General features: G+C 61.0%; 16 protein-coding genes. 7 read left to right on the top strand and 9 right to left on the bottom strand.

Annotated elements, in window-relative coordinates:
- Positions 1-58: 58 nt before the first annotated feature.
- Positions 59-1,372, top strand: coding sequence for an ATP-binding protein (locus AC1MEK_RS14985; RefSeq protein WP_480397072.1), 1,314 nt, complete (start codon positions 59-61; stop codon positions 1,370-1,372).
- Between the two features lie 112 nt (positions 1,373-1,484).
- On the opposite strand, the gene rimK is transcribed toward AC1MEK_RS14985, so the two are convergent.
- Together rimK and rimB are read right to left on the bottom strand one after the other, a co-directional pair.
- The gene (gene rimK, locus AC1MEK_RS14990; protein WP_074757922.1) at positions 1,485-2,390 is read right to left on the bottom strand and encodes a 30S ribosomal protein S6--L-glutamate ligase; all 906 of its coding nucleotides are present in this window, start codon (positions 2,388-2,390) and stop codon (positions 1,485-1,487) included.
- Entirely contained in the window at positions 2,387-2,869 is a 483-nt protein-coding gene (gene rimB, locus AC1MEK_RS14995; RefSeq protein WP_480397073.1) for a retropepsin-like aspartic endopeptidase RimB, read from the bottom strand. Before rimB ends, rimK begins: the two co-directional genes overlap by 4 nt.
- A 220-nt stretch (positions 2,870-3,089) precedes the next feature.
- On the opposite strand from rimB, the gene AC1MEK_RS15000 reads away from it, so the two are divergent.
- The gene (locus AC1MEK_RS15000; protein ID WP_480397074.1) at positions 3,090-3,491 is read left to right on the top strand and encodes an RNA-binding S4 domain-containing protein; all 402 of its coding nucleotides are present in this window, start codon (positions 3,090-3,092) and stop codon (positions 3,489-3,491) included.
- A gap of 96 nt (positions 3,492-3,587) precedes the next feature.
- Here AC1MEK_RS15000 and AC1MEK_RS15005 read toward each other — a convergent pair whose 3' ends face one another.
- Positions 3,588-4,397: a phosphatase PAP2 family protein gene (locus tag AC1MEK_RS15005; protein ID WP_480397075.1), complete on the bottom strand. Its 810-nt coding sequence runs from the start codon at positions 4,395-4,397 to the stop codon at positions 3,588-3,590.
- A gap of 102 nt (positions 4,398-4,499) precedes the next feature.
- On the opposite strand from AC1MEK_RS15005, the gene hslO reads away from it, so the two are divergent.
- Positions 4,500-5,402 carry an Hsp33 family molecular chaperone HslO gene (gene hslO / locus AC1MEK_RS15010; protein WP_480397076.1) on the top strand — a complete coding sequence of 301 codons (903 nt, stop codon included), beginning with the start codon at positions 4,500-4,502 and terminating at the stop codon, positions 5,400-5,402.
- A gap of 191 nt (positions 5,403-5,593) precedes the next feature.
- Positions 5,594-7,135, top strand: a complete 1,542-nt coding sequence (locus AC1MEK_RS15015) for a phosphoenolpyruvate carboxykinase (protein ID WP_480397077.1) — start codon at positions 5,594-5,596, stop codon at positions 7,133-7,135.
- A 113-nt stretch (positions 7,136-7,248) separates the two neighbouring features.
- Here the strand turns inward: AC1MEK_RS15015 and AC1MEK_RS15020 are convergent, their stop codons facing one another.
- Positions 7,249-7,560: a DUF1493 family protein gene (locus tag AC1MEK_RS15020; protein ID WP_480397078.1), complete on the bottom strand. Its 312-nt coding sequence runs from the start codon at positions 7,558-7,560 to the stop codon at positions 7,249-7,251.
- A 47-nt stretch (positions 7,561-7,607) separates the two neighbouring features.
- Positions 7,608-8,033, bottom strand: a complete 426-nt coding sequence (locus AC1MEK_RS15025) for an STM2901 family protein (RefSeq protein WP_480397079.1) — start codon at positions 8,031-8,033, stop codon at positions 7,608-7,610.
- 495 nt (positions 8,034-8,528) lie between these two features.
- Between AC1MEK_RS15025 and AC1MEK_RS15030 the strand changes: the two genes are divergently transcribed.
- A complete protein-coding gene (locus AC1MEK_RS15030) occupies positions 8,529-8,762 on the top strand; it encodes a DUF6124 family protein (RefSeq protein ID WP_480397080.1) in 234 nt (77 codons plus the stop codon).
- 4 nt (positions 8,763-8,766) lie between these two features.
- Here AC1MEK_RS15030 and AC1MEK_RS15035 read toward each other — a convergent pair whose 3' ends face one another.
- Together AC1MEK_RS15035 and AC1MEK_RS15040 are read right to left on the bottom strand one after the other, a co-directional pair.
- Positions 8,767-9,483: a hypothetical protein gene (locus tag AC1MEK_RS15035; RefSeq protein ID WP_480397081.1), complete on the bottom strand. Its 717-nt coding sequence runs from the start codon at positions 9,481-9,483 to the stop codon at positions 8,767-8,769.
- Positions 9,484-9,598: 115 nt separating this feature from the next.
- Positions 9,599-10,414 (bottom strand): hypothetical protein, encoded by an 816-nt coding sequence (locus tag AC1MEK_RS15040; RefSeq protein WP_480397082.1) that lies wholly within the window; start codon positions 10,412-10,414, stop codon positions 9,599-9,601.
- Positions 10,415-10,657: 243 nt separating this feature from the next.
- On the opposite strand from AC1MEK_RS15040, the gene AC1MEK_RS15045 reads away from it, so the two are divergent.
- Positions 10,658-12,598: a RecQ family ATP-dependent DNA helicase gene (locus tag AC1MEK_RS15045; protein WP_480397083.1), complete on the top strand. Its 1,941-nt coding sequence runs from the start codon at positions 10,658-10,660 to the stop codon at positions 12,596-12,598.
- Positions 12,599-12,733: 135 nt separating this feature from the next.
- Positions 12,734-13,165, top strand: a complete 432-nt coding sequence (locus tag AC1MEK_RS15050) for an acyl-CoA thioesterase (protein WP_480397084.1) — start codon at positions 12,734-12,736, stop codon at positions 13,163-13,165.
- 54 nt (positions 13,166-13,219) lie between these two features.
- Here the strand turns inward: AC1MEK_RS15050 and AC1MEK_RS15055 are convergent, their stop codons facing one another.
- Positions 13,220-13,693 carry a glycine zipper domain-containing protein gene (locus tag AC1MEK_RS15055; RefSeq protein ID WP_480397085.1) on the bottom strand — a complete coding sequence of 158 codons (474 nt, stop codon included), beginning with the start codon at positions 13,691-13,693 and terminating at the stop codon, positions 13,220-13,222.
- A 361-nt stretch (positions 13,694-14,054) separates the two neighbouring features.
- Entirely contained in the window at positions 14,055-16,385 is a 2,331-nt protein-coding gene (locus tag AC1MEK_RS15060) for an FdhF/YdeP family oxidoreductase (protein ID WP_480397281.1), read from the bottom strand.
- Between the last annotated feature and the right edge of the window lie 2 nt (positions 16,386-16,387).

Genomic DNA, 16,387 nt, shown 5'->3' on the forward strand with positions numbered 1-16,387 from the left:
TTTCATCCGCGAACATTCGCGAGCCTGGCTCGCTCCTGCAAAGTGTGTAGTTGCTGCCATGAAAACACCGCTCTGGTTCCCGCAAAGTTTTTTCTCCCGCACCCTGTGGTTGGTACTCATCGTCGTGCTGTTTTCCAAGGCGCTGACGCTGGTTTACCTGCTGATGAACGAGGATGTGTTGGTGGACCGCCAGTACAGCCACGGCGTTGCCTTGACCTTGCGGGCCTATTGGGCGGCGGACGAAAGCGACCGGCAGACCATCGCCGATGCGGCGGGGCTGATTCGCGTGGTGGGTGGCGGCGTGCCGGAAGGCGAGCAGCACTGGCCGTACTCCGAGATCTACCAGCGCCAGATGCAGGCCGAGCTGGGGGCCGACACCGAGGTGCGGCTGCGTGTGCACGCGCCCCCGGCGCTGTGGGTGCGCGCACCGAGCCTGGGCGACGGCTGGCTGAAGGTCCCGTTGTATCCGCATCCGTTGCGTGGGCAGAAAATCTGGAGCGTGCTGGGCTGGTTCCTGGCCATCGGCCTGCTCTCCACGGCCTCGGCGTGGATCTTCGTCAGCCAGCTCAATCAGCCGCTCAAGCGTCTGGTGTTCGCCGCGCGCCAGTTGGGGCAGGGGCGCAGTGTGCGCCTGCCGGTCAGTGATACGCCCAGCGAGATGACCGAGGTGTACCGCGCCTTCAACCAGATGGCCGAAGACGTCGAGCAGGCCGGGCAGGAGCGCGAACTGATGCTGGCCGGGGTTTCCCACGACCTGCGCACGCCGCTCACGCGATTGCGGCTGTCACTGGAGCTGATGCCCAAGGACAACGAATTCATGGACGGCATGGTGCGCGACATCGAGGACATGGATGCGATTCTGGATCAGTTCCTGGCGTTCATTCGCGACGGGCGTGACGAAGAGGTCGAAGAAGTCGATCTGGTCGAATTGGTCAAGGAAGTGGTCGCGCCCTACAACAACCCGGTCGAGCAGGTGCGCGTGAGTCTGGAGTCGATCCCGCCATTCGCCCTGCGCCGGGTTTCCATGAAGCGCCTGCTGGCCAACCTCATCGGCAATGCCATGCACCACGCAGGCGATGGCGTCGAAGTCGCCGCCTATGTGTCCGGCGACAGCGGCGCGCCTTATGTGGTGCTGAGCGTCATGGACCGCGGCCTGGGGATCGACCCATCGGAGCTGGAAGGCATCTTCAACCCCTTCACCCGCGGCGACCGCGCCCGCAGCGGCAAAGGCACGGGCCTTGGGCTGGCCATCGTCAAGCGCATTGCTGCCATGCACGGCGGCAACGTCGAACTGCGCAACCGCTCGGGCGGCGGGCTGGAGGCACGGGTGAGACTGCCGTTGGGGTTGATGTTGCCAAGGGATGCGGTTTGAAACGCTGAAGTCGTGATCCCGTAGCAGTCCGGCTTGCCGGCGACAGCGATCTCACAGACGCAATCGCCGGCAAGCCGGACTGCTACGGATGGTCAGCGCATGATGCTCGGGATCAGCCTTTCCCCTTGGTCCGCGTCATATGCGGCCCGCCATTCTTCTCGATGTACTGAATGATCATCCCGGCCACGTCCTTGCCGGTGGTGGTTTCGATGCCTTCAAGGCCCGGTGAGGAGTTCACTTCCATCACCAGCGGCCCGTGGTTGGAGCGCAGGATGTCGACACCGGCGACGCTCAGGCCCATGACCTTGGCGGCGCGGATCGCGGTCATACGCTCCTCGGGGGTGATCTTGATCAGGCTGGCGGTGCCGCCGCGGTGCAGGTTGGAGCGGAATTCGCCGGGTTTGGCCTGGCGCATCATCGAGGCGATGACCTTGTCACCCACCACGAAGCAGCGGATGTCCGCGCCGCCCGCTTCCTTGATGTACTCCTGCACCATGATGTCCTGCTTGAGGCCCATGAAGGCCTCGATCACCGATTCCGCCGCCGTCGCGGTTTCGCACAGCACCACGCCGATGCCCTGGGTGCCTTCGAGCACCTTGATCACCAGCGGCGCGCCGTTGACCATCTGGATCAGGTCGGGGATGTCGTCGGGGGAGTGGGCGAAGCCGGTCACCGGCAGGCCGATTCCGCGGCGCGACAGCAGCTGCAGCGAGCGCAGCTTGTCCCGCGAGCGGGCGATGGCCACGGATTCGTTGAGCGGGAACACGCCCATCATCTCGAACTGGCGCAGCACCGCGCAGCCGTAGAACGTGACCGATGCGCCGATGCGCGGGATGACCGCATCGAAGCCCTCCAGGGGTTTGCCTCGGTAGTGAATCTGCGGCTTATGACTGGCGATGTTCATATAGGCGCGCAGGGTATCGATCACAACGACCTCGTGGCCTCGCTGGATACCGGCTTCGACCAGGCGACGAGTTGAATACAGACGCGGATTTCGCGAAAGCACAGCGATCTTCATGCAACACCTGTGACAGAGGAATTTGAGGCCGGAAATACCGGTTTGTCCTGAACATAAGTAACGCCCGGATTGACCACCAACTGGCCGTCGATCAGAGCCTTGGAACCCAATAACAACCGATACCGCATGGCCTTGCGGCACGCCAGCGTGAACTCCACGGGCCAGACCCGGTCACCCAGCGCCAGCGTGGTGCGGATCACATAGCGCACCTGCGCCTGGCCATTGGAGCTCTTGATGGTCTTCATCGCCACCAGCTGCGCTTCGCATCGGCGATGACGCAGCTGCACGACGGTGCCCAGATGCGCGTTGAAGCGCACCCACTTTTCGCCGTCGCGCTCGAAGGGTTCGATTTCCGTAGCGTGCAGGCTGGAAGTGCTCGCCCCGGTGTCGATCTTCGCGCGCAGCCCAGCCACCCCCAGATTGGGCAGTGCCACCCATTCGCGAAGGCCGATGACGGTGAGATGGTCGAATGTTTTCAAAGCGATCCCGTATGTATGTGCGAAAGCGTCGGTGACTCTACTGCCTCACTCGGTCTTGCGTGTGACAATTGCGAGAACGATAGCCTGAGCCACACAACCACGCATTCCCCTGAAGCATGCAGGGGGATTCTAACCAAGCCGCGGGATTACTGCGTGCCTCACGTTGCGTGCTCCGATATGAGTAGTACAGTTCTGACTATCACCCGATTGAGGAATTCAGATGACACAAAAGTCAGACGAGGACGACAAGGTTCGTCTGGACAAGTGGCTATGGGCGGCGCGCTTCTTCAAGACTCGCGCGCTGGCCAAGGCGGCCATTGAGAGCGGCAAGGTGCATTGTCGTGGCGAGCGCTGCAAACCGGGCAAAGAGCCGCGCATCGGCGATGAGTTTCAGATTCGTGCCGGCTTCGACGAGCGCACGGTCGTCGTCCAGGCGTTGTCGATCGTCCGTCGCGGCGCGCCTGAAGCGCAGTTGTTGTATCGCGAGACACCCGAAAGCCTGGCCAAGCGGGAGCAGGCAGCCGAAATGCGCAAGGCGGGGAGTCTGGGGGTGACCACTGATGGCAAGCCGACCAAGAAGCAGCGTCGGCAGTTGTTTCAGTTTCGGTCGGGGGATGATTGAACGGCTGTCGATGCCACGTAGCAGCACGGCTTGCCGGCGGTAGCGATTTGAAGGACGCCCCGCCGGCAAGCCGTGCTGCTACGGATCTTTATTCGCTCACAACTGCGCGCCCGGCCTCATGATGCTCAGGCACTTGAACAGCGGCAGTTTGCCGAACAGATTGAAAATGGGCGCCGTCGCGCGCAGCACGAAACCGGTGGCGGCCGCCGCGAACGGTGTGTAGCAGCTCCAGGCCAGCGCCAGCAGAGCGATCATCACGCCGCCGATGTAGTCGTCCTGGCCCCAGTGCGCGCCTGCCACCAGGCGCGGCATCATGAACAGGAACGCCAGCGCCCAGATCACCACGCGTTGGCCAATGGTGCGGCTGAACACGGTCATGAACATCGCCCAGATCAGCAGCACGGAGGCGTGGTCGCCCGGGAAGCTCTGGCTGGAGCGGTCCTTGAGCTGCCACTTGTCTTCCAGATGCGGGAAGATGTCGCTGAGCTTGATCGCGTCCGGAATCACCATCGAGGCGCTGTCATGCTGCAGCGAGGTGTGGTCGATGATCTTGGAGAACACGGTGCGGATTATCAGCAGCAGGATCAGCGTCAGCACGAAGCCGATCAGCGCTGCGCGCGTCTGTACCGCCTTGAATACCCAGTCGCCCTTGATCAGCAGCATCAGCAGGATCAGGCCGACGACGATGTCGAACGGACGCATGCTGGCCACTGTCCAGATCCATAACCAGGCTTTGTTCTGCTCCAGTGGTCGGTTCAGCAGGTGGAAAAGCCACTCGTCGAACTGAGTAAAAGCCGCATGGCCCGTAGGCCAAATCCACACCAGCAGCAAGACGAGCGCTACCAGATGACACAGCAAAAATTTTTTGGCGTTCCACTTGGGTTGGAACAGCGCTGGATAGTCCATAAAATAACCCCATCGATATGGCAATGCGGCACAGGTTAGTGCGAAACCGCGTTTTATAGGCGCTTGTCATCACTTTGTCATTAATTCAGATACCTTTTTCCCATGCATGAATTCCCGGATATCGATTACACCCAACGCTTCATCTTCGATGAGAGCGACGTTCGCGGCGAGCTAGTGGCGTTGGAGCGCAGCTACGCGGAGGTGCTGGCCAAGCATCCGTACCCTGAACCGGTCGCGCAATTGCTGGGCGAAATGCTCGCGGCAGCGGCGCTGCTGGTCGGCACATTGAAGTTCGATGGATTGCTGGTGCTCCAGGCCCGCTCGTTGGGCCCGGTTTCCCTGCTGATGGTCGAATGCTCGAGCGAGCGCGAGCTGCGCGGCATCGCCCGTTACGATGCAAGCCTGGTCACTCCGGGCGCAACGTTGCAGGAACTGATGCCCGAAGGCGACCTGACCATGACCATCGACCCGCGCCAGGGCAAGCGCTACCAGGGCATCGTCGGTCTGGACGGCGTCGATCTGTCAGCCTGTCTGTCCGAATACTTCGTGATGTCCGAGCAGTTGCCTACACGCTTCTGGATCAAAGCCGACGGCCATCGCGCCCGTGGCCTGCTGCTCCAGCAGCTGCCACCGGAAAAACTCAAGGAGCCGCAAGAGCGTGAGGCCAGCTGGCAGCACGTCAACACGCTGGTCGACACGCTCACCGCTGAAGAGCTGCTGAGCCTGAACAACGAGACCGTTCTGCACCGCCTGTTCCACGAAGATGCCGTGCGCATGTTCGACATCCAGCCGCTGGTGTTCCGCTGCAGCTGCTCGCGCGAGCGTTCGGCCAACGCGCTGGTCAGCCTTGGTCTGGAAGATGCACAGCAATTGGTGGCCGAGCACAACGGGACCGTCGAGATCGATTGCCAGTTCTGCAATCAGCGCTATCTGTTCGATGCCACCGATGTAGTGCAGCTGTTCGCAGGTGGCGGCGTCGATACCCCGTCCAACACTCGCCATTAATGTAGTGCCGGGGCGCGGCTGAATGGTTTCTCCCCGGCTGGCTTGGCTCTCCTTTATGTAGTTCTGACAGGAGGGCCCTACCTTTTTTGGGCTTTTCTGGCATAATCCGGCCACTTTTTAGCTGTAGTAGTCTGGGTTTTTCTACTACAAAACGTTTGGAGGACTCGGCCAACGGGCCGACGGGGAATCTCATGACGCAAGCCAATAACGCCGTTCACACCGATCTCAGTGTCGACGATCTGGTTAAAGAAGCCCTCAGTCGTGGTGAAGGCGTACTGTCCGATACCGGCGCTCTGGTGGTTGAAACCGGCCATCGTACGGGGCGTTCGCCAGTCGACCGTTTCATCGTCGATGAACCGAGCACCACGGCCGCTATCGCCTGGGGTCCGATCAACCGCAAATTCCCTGCCGACAAATTCGATGCCCTGTGGGCGCGTGTCGAGGCGTTCAACAACGCTCAGGAACACTTCGTTTCCTACGTGCACGTAGGTGCTGCCGCCGAGCACTACCTGCCGGTGAAAATGACCACCCAGACTGCCTGGCAGAACCTGTTCGGTCGTTGCCTGTTCATCAATCCGGCCCAGTACAACCCGGCCGGCCGCCAGGAATGGCAGATCCTCAACGTTGCCAACTTCGAGTGCGTGCCTGAGCGTGACGGCACCAATTCCGACGGCACCGTGATCATCAACTTCGCACAGAAGAAAGTGCTGATCGCAGGCATGCGTTACGCCGGCGAGATGAAAAAAGCCATGTTCTCCGTGCAGAACTTCCTGCTGCCAGCCTCCGACGTGCTGCCAATGCACTGCGCCGCCAACATCGGCGAAGAAGGCGACGTGACCCTGTTCTTCGGTCTGTCGGGCACCGGCAAGACCACCCTGTCTGCAGACGAGAGCCGTTACCTGATCGGTGACGACGAGCACGGCTGGGGCGAAGGCGTTGTCTTCAACATGGAAGGCGGCTGCTACGCCAAGTGCATCGACCTGTCCGAGAAGAACGAGCCGGTCATCTGGAAAGCCATCAAACACGGCGCCGTGCTGGAAAACGTCGTGCTGGATGCCAACAAGCACGCCGACTACGCCGACAGCAGCCTGACCCAGAACAGCCGCGCCGCCTACCCGCTGGAGCACGTTGAAAAGCGCTCCGAAGCGAACCTGGGCGGTGAGCCAAACGCCGTGATCTTCCTGACCTGCGACCTGACCGGCGTGCTGCCACCCGTGTCGATCCTCAGCGAAGAACAAGCCGCCTACCACTTCCTGTCGGGCTACACCGCGCTGGTCGGTTCCACCGAAATGGGCTCGGGCGCCGGCATCAAGTCGACCTTCTCCACCTGCTTCGGCGCACCGTTCTTCCCGCGTCCGGCTGGCGAATACGCAGAGCTGCTGATCAAGCGCATCCGCGGCTTCGGCTCCAAGGTCTACCTGGTCAACACCGGCTGGACCGGCGGCGGCTACGGCGTCGGCAAGCGCTTCAACATCCCGACCACCCGTGGCGTGATTGCTGCCATTCAGAGCGGCGCGCTGATCGGTGCTGAAACCGAGCATCTGGACACCGTCAACCTGGACGTGCCGAAATCGGTACCGGGCGTTGAAACCGTTCTGCTCAACCCACGCAACACCTGGGCTGACAAAGCGGCCTACGACGAAGCGGCCAAGGCGCTGGCGGGTCTGTTCATCGAGAACTTCAAGAAGTTCGACGTGAGCGACGCGATCAAGGCAGCAGGTCCGAAGCTGTAAGATCGGGTTCTGCTGAAAAAGAAACCGCCCTTTGGGGCGGTTTTTTTATGCGCCAGGTGTGGAAATAGTCGGGATTTGCGCCGCATCGCAAAATCGTAGCAGCACGGCTTGCGTCACGTCAGAGTCTCAAGCTCGGCTGTTTCCCATCGTTCGACTTTTATAGCGTGGTGCACCATGGCGACTGTCAGTGGGACCTGTCCTCGTCGGTCCTTGCTCCGCCGCCATCGCATCAAGTCGTAGCCCTCCGGGCTGAAGTATCGATAGGCATCGTAGTCGACGAACTCGATGGGAAATCGCTCTGCCAGATCGGCCATCAATTCTGCGGCGTCGTCGCCGTCGCATCCCAAATCATGATTGATCGAGGTGGTCAGACTCAGCTTGCTGGCCTCCAGAGGACCAAGGTGTTGCTGGAGCAGCTCAAGCATCTGTCGCATGTCTTCGTCATCTGGAAGCGCCGCTGTCGTATTCGTTATCAAAACGCCTGATCCTCGGGGTCGACTATTGCGTTATACCTTTCGATGGTTTTGATGAGTACCGATGTCAGCTCGAAGAAAGTGTAAGCCCATCCGACTACAGGAATCGCCCTGCCCACCACCGCGCCTACCTTGCTGGTCATCCTGATGTGGGGTGGGAACAATCCTGTCAACGTTGGAACTCGCAGAGGAAGACGACGCTTGAAGGCGAGTCGACGTGCCAGGATCGAAGCTAGGGACGTACGGGGAATTGCGCCGGTTGGTTTTGCACGTGTCGGGACGATGTTCGCGCCGCTGGCAATCGCGACGGCGGCTGCGATGTCGTCAAGGCCAAACTCTTCCATGAGGGTTTCTGTTGCGATCAGCCACCAGAGCTCTTCTGCGCTGAGGCCGCATTCGTAGTCATAGCAATACGTTTTGATCATGCATTTCAGCCAGGAAAAGAGGAAAGGCTGGAAATGCTAAGGGAGAGGGCGCCGGTGAGTTTGTAGGTGCAGCCTGAGCGTTGTGTAGGACTGCTCTGAATCGGTTGTATGGGATTTCCGGGTGCAGTTATCAGGAAGATTGGCAGCGATTGCGACGATCGTAAAAATCAAAATGTGACGATTCCTACAGTCATCTCTCTATCTTTTGTATGAAACTTCCTAAAGACTCTCAGCCCGTTGCGCCTGTGAAATCAAGGAACTAGCCTGCGTCCCGTCGCTGTAAAAATCAGCGATCGGGTGTGGAAACCTGTTCTTTGTAGCGCATCAGCCCCAACCTTTGGTGAGTGTCTGGCCAAGGTTTTATGGCGGCTGTGTTCGGGCAGACTTCTGTCTGGCTGGGTGCCTACATCCCGGTTTTCCACCCCGTTCACAGCTGCCACCTCTTCATCGTGTGGAAACGATTAGAGGCGGCACCACAATTGTAGGAGCTTCACCATGGTCAAAAAACTCACCCCCGACCCACCCCTTTCCAACACCGACCCCGCCGATCTGGAAGCCTCCCTCGTACGCGCTGCCGAGCTGTTGCGTTGCGCATCTGCAACGGCCTATGAGAACGGCGACAACCTCACCGGCTCCCACCGCGATCTGGCGTTTTCGGTCATGCACCTGATCGAAATGGCGCGAGCGATGGTGGACCGTTCGCTGGTCTGCGTCGAGACCCGTCGCTAGCGGCTCATCCCGCCTTGCTGGCGGCCGGGAAGTCCTGGGTGATGTCGAAGCTGCCCTTGGCAACGACGCTCTTGGCATCGCACAGATGGGCGTCGAAGCCGGGGTGGCGTTCGCCGTGTTCGGCGGCGTAGGCCGCGGCTTCCCGGGTGCAATCATCGGAGGGTTGTTCGGGGGAGAGCGCGGCGTTGAACTGGAAGGTGCCGATCAGCCGATAGCGATCGAGCAGCTTGTTGCCGGATTCGAGCTTTTCGATCTTGCTGAAGTCCAGTTTGACGTTGCTATTGGCGCCGCTCTTGTCGGCGTCGAAATACTGGTAATAGGAACCGGTGTCGTAGGACGCGCTGTTTTCATCATGGGCAACTTCCACGCGACCGCCCTGAAACATGATCGCGTGCTTTTCCTGATCGGGGTTTTCGAAGGAGAAACCCACCACCGGCCCGATGCTGACTTCGTTGCGGTCGCCATTGGCCTCCTGATCGGCGCTCAAGGTCAGCCAGTTGGCGCCCGGCTGCTTGCCGGGCAGGAAACCCACGCCGACAGCATCGCCCTGCGCCTGGTAATGCAGGTTGATGGCGCCGCTGACATCCACAGTCATCGACTTGGACAGGTCGCGCGCGTCGGCGGAGGCGCTGCCGGGTTTCTCGGCATTCTTGTCGCCACAGCCCGCGAGCGTGGCGAGCAGCGCAGTGAGTAACAACGGCAGGTATGGGGTGCGGGTCATGACGTCTTCCTGAAGTGATCGGCGTGAAAGCCTCTGCCTGGCGGAAGGTATGACCGCGGAAATCAGGATTTGTCAGGCTGAGCCGCGCAACAGTGTCACTTTTGGTGTTTATTCCTCACGGCCGGTACGTCCGAGCCGCCTCGCAGAACTGCTCCTGCGCCAGCTTGTTCTTCTCGTCTTTGTCCTTGTCCCTGGCGACACGCTTGCTCCAGTCGCTGCACATGTCCTTGAAGTACGGCTCGGCGGCGCGGCGGCATTCGCGGTATTCGGCGCTGTCGGTCTTGAAGTTCATGCACACGCTGCTGTTGTCGACGTGGTTGTCGTAGATGCGATAGCGGGCTTCGTAGCGGTTGCGGCCGTCGATTTCGCGGATCAGCACGCCCGCGACGTCGTAGTGCCGGGTGGCCTGTGGCTTTGGCTTGGCGGCGGCCGATTTGTATTGCGCCATGTAGCTGTCGGAGACCATGCCCTGGGGGCGCGGGGCGTTGTAGTCGGTGGGTTGGGCCTCGCCGAAGCGGCAGGTGAGCACGTCGCGGTCGATGACGTTACCGTCCTTGAGGCAGTCATCCAGCTGCTTGGTGGCGGCTGACTGTGCGGTGTCGGGTTTGGGCGCGGTGTAGACGACGTGCTCGGTAGTGCGAATCGGTGCCTGGGGCGCGATGGCCTCGGGTTCACTGATTTCTTCAATGACTGCAGGCGTCGAAACTGGGGCGTGAACCACTTTCTTTGTGTGAAACATCTGGGTGATCAGGTAGACGATGGCGATCAGTAAGGTCAGGCCGATCAGAATCGTTCCCAGAGAAAGGCTGCGCCTGGCCTGTGGGACTTTTCGCTTGCCTGGATGCGAGCCGAGTACGACGTCGAACTGGTCGGGTGTCAGACGCTGCATGACGATCTGCCCGTCATCCTTGGGCGGTTGAGTGGATTGCATGGCCTCTCCTTGGCGTTCATCGCGTATTTGCTCGGTTTGCGGCGTGAGCAAAGGGGTGCGGCGAGTGGTTTTCAAATGTTGCGGCGAGGTTAAGCGGCGCAATGTTGTTTTGCTAGTACCTGGTATCGAACTTGTGTCAGGAATGTATCCTGATCGGCATTTCTGTAACGGTTCGGGCGTGTTGCACGCGGGCCAACCGCGCTAGGGTTGCACCTCTGGCAACGGTCGATGGAGTGGTTGCACATGCATCAAACCCTTGAGCAGGTATTTGGCTATCGGCAGTTTCGGCCGGGGCAGGAGGCTACGATCAGTGCCGTGCTGGCCGGGCGTTCGGCGGCGGCTATCTTCCCGACCGGTTCCGGCAAATCGCTGTGCTATCAGCTGCCGGCGCTGTTGCTGCCGCATCTGACACTGGTGGTGTCGCCCCTGCTGGCGCTCATTCAGGACCAGCTGGCCTTTCTGCAACGCCACGGCATCGCTGCAGCCAGTATCGATTCTGCTCAGGGCCGCGATGAAGTGGCCGATGTCATGGCCCGGGCGCGCTCTGGCGAGTTGAAGATCCTGATGATTTCAGTCGAGCGCCTGAAGAATGAGCGTTTTCGGCATTTCATCGCCCAGGTGCCGATTTCGTTGCTGGTGATCGATGAGGCGCATTGCATTTCCGAGTGGGGCCACAACTTTCGCCCCGATTACCTGAAGCTTCCGGACTACCAGCGTGAGTTCAACATTCCGCAGGTGTTGCTGCTGACAGCGACAGCCACGCCGCACGTCATCGAAGACATGCAGCGCAAGTTCGCCATCGCCCCGGGTGATGTGGTGACCACGGGTTTCTACCGGCCCAACCTGACACTGCTGGTCGAGCCTACGCGCGGGCAGGACAAGCGTCGTCGCCTGGTGCAGTGGCTGAAGGAGCGGGCAGGCCAGCCGACCATCGTCTACGTCACGCTGCAAAAGACCGCCGAGTTCGTGGCCGCGCACCTGGCGCAGAACGGGATTCCCGCCCAGGCGTATCACGCAGGGCTGGTCCACGATAAACGCGAGTCCATCCAGCGCCAGTTCATGGCCGGGCAGCTCAATTGCATCGTGGCCACCATCGCGTTCGGTATGGGCATCGACAAAAGCAACATTCGCAATGTGGTGCACTTCGATCTGCCCAAATCCATCGAGAACTACAGCCAGGAGATCGGTCGGGCAGGGCGCGACGGTGCGGTTTCGCAGTGCCTGGTACTGGCCAACCGCGACAGCGTCAACGTGCTGGAGAACTTCGTCTACGGCGATACCCCCGAGCGCGAAGGCATCGCCCTGGTGCTGGAGGACCTGCTCAATGCGCGCAATGACGGGCAGTGGGAGTTTCTGTTGTTGCCGCTCTCGGACCTGAGCAACATTCGCCAGTTGCCCCTCAAGACGCTGTTGGTGCAGCTGGAGCTGCGCGGGATCATCGCGCCGCGTTATTCGTATTTCGCTGAATACCGGTTCAAGTATCTGATCGAGCCGGACGCCCTCGTACAGCTGTTCAAGGGCGAGCGCCTGCAGTTCGTGCAGGCGCTGGTCGAGACATCGAAGCGCGCCCGCACTTGGGCGACGGTCGATTTCGATGCGATGTATCAGCAATATCAGGCCGAGCGCTCGCGCGTGGTGACGGCGCTGGACTACTTTCAGGAAAAGGGCTGGATCGAACTGGAAAGCAAGCAGATGACTGAGGTCTACAGCCTGCTGGTCACCGATTTCGATGCCCGGGCCTTGAGCGAAGAATTGCATGATTACTTTGTACACCACGAAACCAGTGAAGTCGCGCGCATCCACGCCATGCTGGATCTGTTCGCCAGCGAGGAGTGTCTGAGCTACCGGCTGGCGCGGTATTTCGGTGATGACAACGCCCCGGAGCACTGTGGGCATTGTTCGGTGTGCGCCGGGCATGTTGCGCGTCTGCCAGAGCCCGCTGCGCTCACGCCACTTGCGCAGAAAGATTTCGAAGGCCTGTGTGGCGAGTTCATCTCACAGCACGCGCAGATGCGAGGTTATCCTCCGGGAGCTGAATGCGTGACGCGTTTCCTGTGCGGTATCAGCGTGCCGTTGTTCACGAAGCTCAAGGCGAGAAACATCAGCGGTTTCGCGCTGCTGGAGGAGCACCCGTACGCCGCAGTGCGCGATTGGGTGGTTAGCCAGACGTCATCGTCTCTGTAGGAGCAAATTCATTCGCGAATGGCCGTTTCAGGCGATGGAGATGTGTTGGCTGGTCCGCCGCTTCGCGAATGAATTCGCTCCTACAGGTTCTGTCTCGCGATAATCGATACCCGCGACCTAGAAGGGAAGAATTGAATGACTGAAGTAATGCCCCAACGCGCCGACTACCGCCATTTCCAGCCCATCACCACGCGCTGGCACGACAACGACATCTACGGCCACGTGAACAACGTGACCTACTACAGCTTCTTCGACAGCGCGGTGAACAGTTACCTGATCGAGCGCGGCGGGCTGGATATTCACGATGGGGCGGTGGTGGGGTTCGTGGTCAGTTCGTCCTGCGATTACTTTGCTTCGATTGCCTATCCGGACCTGATCGAGGTCGGGCTACGCGTGGGCAAGCTGGGCAACAGTTCGGTGCAGTACGAGCTGGCGGTGTTCAGGGCTGGCGAGGATGAAGCCTGCGCGGCGGGGCGGTTCGTGCATGTGTTCGTGGAGCGAGAGTCGAATCAGCCGGTGGCGATTCCGGCGAATCTGCGTCAGGCCCTGGAACAGTTGGTGGTCTGAAACGACAACCGGCCGCGTTGTCGGCGGCCGGTGTTGGAGCGTGCAGCACTGCGATCAGCGATGACGCCAGCCGCGGTGACGGCCATGGTCATGATGACGCGGGCCGTGGCCATGGTAATGGCCGCGACGGTCGCCACGATAACCACGGCGGTTGTCGTCGTCATGACGGCTCTGCTCGCCCATGTAGTTACCCAGCGCGCCACCGGCGCCGCCGCCTGCCGCTGCGCCGATCAGGCTGCCAGTGGTGCCACCGACGCTTCGGCCGATCACGTTGCCGCCTGCTGCGCCAAGACCACCGCCAATCGCGGCTTCGGTACGGTTGTGGCGGTTGGCGCCCACTGCGCCACCGGCTGCGCCGCCAAGGCCTGCGCCGATGGCAGAACCTGTGCTGCCGCCGATCTGCTGGCCGACAACCGAACCCAGTACCCCACCCAATGCGCCGCCCACACCGGCGTTCAGGTTATCGCCTGCAGAGGCGAAACCGGTGGCCAGCGAGAGGGACAACAACAGAATCGAGGAATACTTCATGTAAGGATGCTCGTAGGGATGACGACGCGATCCTGCAAGCATGAAGAAAATGTCACAATCGAAATCCGACGAGTAACACGAGTTGTACACAAAACACTAACTTATTGTTTTTACTCGGGAACTAAAGCCGATTTGCTCGGTCCTAGACTACTTCACACAGGCCCGAATCACGCGATTCGGGCCTTTTTTGTGGGTGTTTGTCGGGGCGAAGATGAAGGATTCAAACGGTTGAATGAGCGCACTGGCGCTCGTAGCAGCACGGCTTGCCGGCGGGAGCGTCGTGTCAGGCAATGCATCCTTTGCTGATCGACCGCCCCGCCGGCAAGCCGTGCTGCTACGGGGCGAGCGATTGACGGGCGAATCAGATAATCCGCGCCGTCTCCACATGCCGCTCCAGCTTAATCGCGACGAACTTCGACGTCGGCGTATGGCTGCCTTCGCCAATACTTTCCAGCGGAACCAGCGGGTTCACTTCCGGGTAGTAGGCCGCGGCCTGGCCTGCCGGAATGTCGAACGGCAACAGGGTGAAACCCTTGACCCGGCGTACGATGTCATCGCCCCACAGCGATACGATATCGGCCTTCTGCCCCGGCACGAAGCCCAGGCGGATGATGTCGGCTTCGTTGAGGAACATCACGTCGCGCTGGCCCTTCACGCCGCGATAGCGGTCGTCCAGGCCGTAGATGGTGGTGTTGTATTGATCGTGGGAACGCATCGACTGCATGATCAGGTCCGGCACCACGCCTTTGGCGCGGATGCCTTCGTGCAGCAGGTCCTGCGGCAGCTCGTTGGATTTGAAGTTGGCGCGGGCGCTCGGCGTGTTCCACTTGCGCGAACCGGCGGTGCTGCCCAGATAGAAGCCGCCTGGATTCTTGATCTTCTCGTTGAAGTCCTTGAACGCCGGAATGGTGTCGGCGATCAGGTCACGGATGCGGCTGTAGTCCTCGACCAGCCACAGCCAGTCCACTGGCTGCTTGCCGACGGTGGCGTTGGCGATACCGGCCAGGATAGCAGGCTCGGAGCGCATGTGGCGCGACAGCGGCTTGAGCTGGCCGAACGAGGCGTGAACCATGCTGAACGAGTCTTCCACGGTTACCGCCTGCGGGCCTTCAGCCTGCTGGTCGATGTCGGTACGGCCGTAGCACGGCAGGATCAGCGCTTCCTTGCCGTGGGTCAGGTGGCTGCGGTTGAGCTTGGTGCTGATCTGCACGGTCAGGTCGCAGTTGCGCAGCGCCTCGAAGGTGCGCGGGCTGTCCGGCGTGGCCTGGGCGAAGTTGCCGCCCAGACCGATAAAGACTTTCGAGCGGCCTTCGAGCATCGCGTGGATGGCTTCGACCACATTGTGGCCGTTGTCGCGCGGGACCTTGAACTGGAAGCGTTTTTCCAGGGCGTCGAGGAAGAACGCCGGTGGGCGCTCGTTGATGCCCATGGTGCGGTCGCCCTGCACGTTGCTGTGGCCGCGCACCGGACACAGGCCGGCGCCCGGCTTGCCGATGTTGCCGCGCAGCAGCATCAGGTTGGCGACTTCCTGGATGGTCGGCACCGAGTGGCGATGCTGCGTCAGGCCCATGGCCCAGCACATGATCACGTTGTTGCTCTTGGCGTACATGCGCGCCGCCAGTTCGATGTCGGCCAGCGCAAGGCCCGACTGCTCGACGATGAATTCCCAGGAAGTGGCATCGACCACGGCCAGGTAATCCAGCACGCCGTGGGTGTGCTCATTCAGGAAGGCGTGATCGAACACCGCCGGGCCGTTGCTGGCCTGCGCCTCGCGCTCCCATTGCAGCAGGAATTTGGCCATGCCGCGCAGCATCGCCATGTCGCCGCCCAGGGATGGGCGGAAGAACGCAGTGTTGGTCGGTTCCGAACCGTTGGTGAGCATTTCCAGCGCATGTTGCGGGTGCTGGAAGCGCTCCAGGCCACGCTCCTTGAGCGGGTTGATGCTGACCACCTGAGCGCCGCGCTGAACGGCTTCGCGCAGCGGTTCGAGCATGCGCGGGTGGTTGGTGCCCGGGTTCTGGCCGAACACGAAAATTGCGTCCGAGTGCTCGAAGTCGTCGAACGTCACGGTGCCTTTGCCCACGCCCACGCTTTGCGACAGGGCGACGCCGCTCGCTTCGTGGCACATGTTCGAGCAGTCGGGGAAGTTGTTGGTGCCATAGGCGCGCACGAACAGCTGATAGAGGTACGCCGCTTCGTTGCTGGCCCGGCCCGAGGTGTAGAACTCGGCCATGTTCGGGCTTGGCAGGTTGTTCAGGTGCTTGGCGATCAGGGCGAATGCGTCGTCCCAGGCGATCGGCTTGTAGCGATCAGTTTCGGCGTCGTAGACCATCGGCTCGGTCAGGCGGCCCTGATATTCCAGCCAGTAGTCGCTCTGCTCCAGCAAGGAGCTGACGCTGTAGCGGGCGAAGAAGGACGGGTCGACGCGGCGCTTGGTGGCCTCCCAGTTGACCGCCTTGGCGCCGTTTTCACAGAACTTGACCATGCCGCTTTCCGGCGAGTCGCCCCATGCGCAGCCCGGGCAGTCGAAGCCGCCGTTCTGGTTGGTCTTGAGCATCATGCGCAGGTTTTTCAGCGCGTTGTCGCTGGTCAGCCAGGCCTGAGTCACGCTGATCAGCGCGCCCCATCCGCCCGCTGGCCCCTTGTAGGGCTTGTAACGCGGAACCGGGGTCTTGTCGGCTTGTTTATGCATGC

The sequence above is a fragment of the Pseudomonas sp. 2 genome, assembly GCF_056627435.1.

Bases quoted from the DNA above. Each gene is read 5' to 3' on its own strand.
- AC1MEK_RS14985 (WP_480397072.1), top strand. From the start codon at position 59: ATGAAAACACCGCTCTGGTTCCCGCAAAGTTTTTTCTCCCGCACCCTG.
- rimK (WP_074757922.1), bottom strand. From the start codon at position 2,390: ATGAAGATCGCTGTGCTTTCGCGAAATCCGCGTCTGTATTCAACTCGT.
- AC1MEK_RS15000 (WP_480397074.1), top strand. From the start codon at position 3,090: ATGACACAAAAGTCAGACGAGGACGACAAGGTTCGTCTGGACAAGTGG.
- AC1MEK_RS15005 (WP_480397075.1), bottom strand. From the start codon at position 4,397: ATGGACTATCCAGCGCTGTTCCAACCCAAGTGGAACGCCAAAAAATTT.
- hslO (WP_480397076.1), top strand. From the start codon at position 4,500: ATGCATGAATTCCCGGATATCGATTACACCCAACGCTTCATCTTCGAT.
- AC1MEK_RS15015 (WP_480397077.1), top strand. From the start codon at position 5,594: ATGACGCAAGCCAATAACGCCGTTCACACCGATCTCAGTGTCGACGAT.
- AC1MEK_RS15020 (WP_480397078.1), bottom strand. From the start codon at position 7,560: ATGCTTGAGCTGCTCCAGCAACACCTTGGTCCTCTGGAGGCCAGCAAG.
- AC1MEK_RS15025 (WP_480397079.1), bottom strand. From the start codon at position 8,033: ATGATCAAAACGTATTGCTATGACTACGAATGCGGCCTCAGCGCAGAA.
- AC1MEK_RS15030 (WP_480397080.1), top strand. From the start codon at position 8,529: ATGGTCAAAAAACTCACCCCCGACCCACCCCTTTCCAACACCGACCCC.
- AC1MEK_RS15035 (WP_480397081.1), bottom strand. From the start codon at position 9,483: ATGACCCGCACCCCATACCTGCCGTTGTTACTCACTGCGCTGCTCGCC.
- AC1MEK_RS15040 (WP_480397082.1), bottom strand. From the start codon at position 10,414: ATGCAATCCACTCAACCGCCCAAGGATGACGGGCAGATCGTCATGCAG.
- AC1MEK_RS15045 (WP_480397083.1), top strand. From the start codon at position 10,658: ATGCATCAAACCCTTGAGCAGGTATTTGGCTATCGGCAGTTTCGGCCG.
- AC1MEK_RS15050 (WP_480397084.1), top strand. From the start codon at position 12,734: ATGACTGAAGTAATGCCCCAACGCGCCGACTACCGCCATTTCCAGCCC.
- AC1MEK_RS15055 (WP_480397085.1), bottom strand. From the start codon at position 13,693: ATGAAGTATTCCTCGATTCTGTTGTTGTCCCTCTCGCTGGCCACCGGT.
- AC1MEK_RS15060 (WP_480397281.1), bottom strand. From the start codon at position 16,385: ATGCATAAACAAGCCGACAAGACCCCGGTTCCGCGTTACAAGCCCTAC.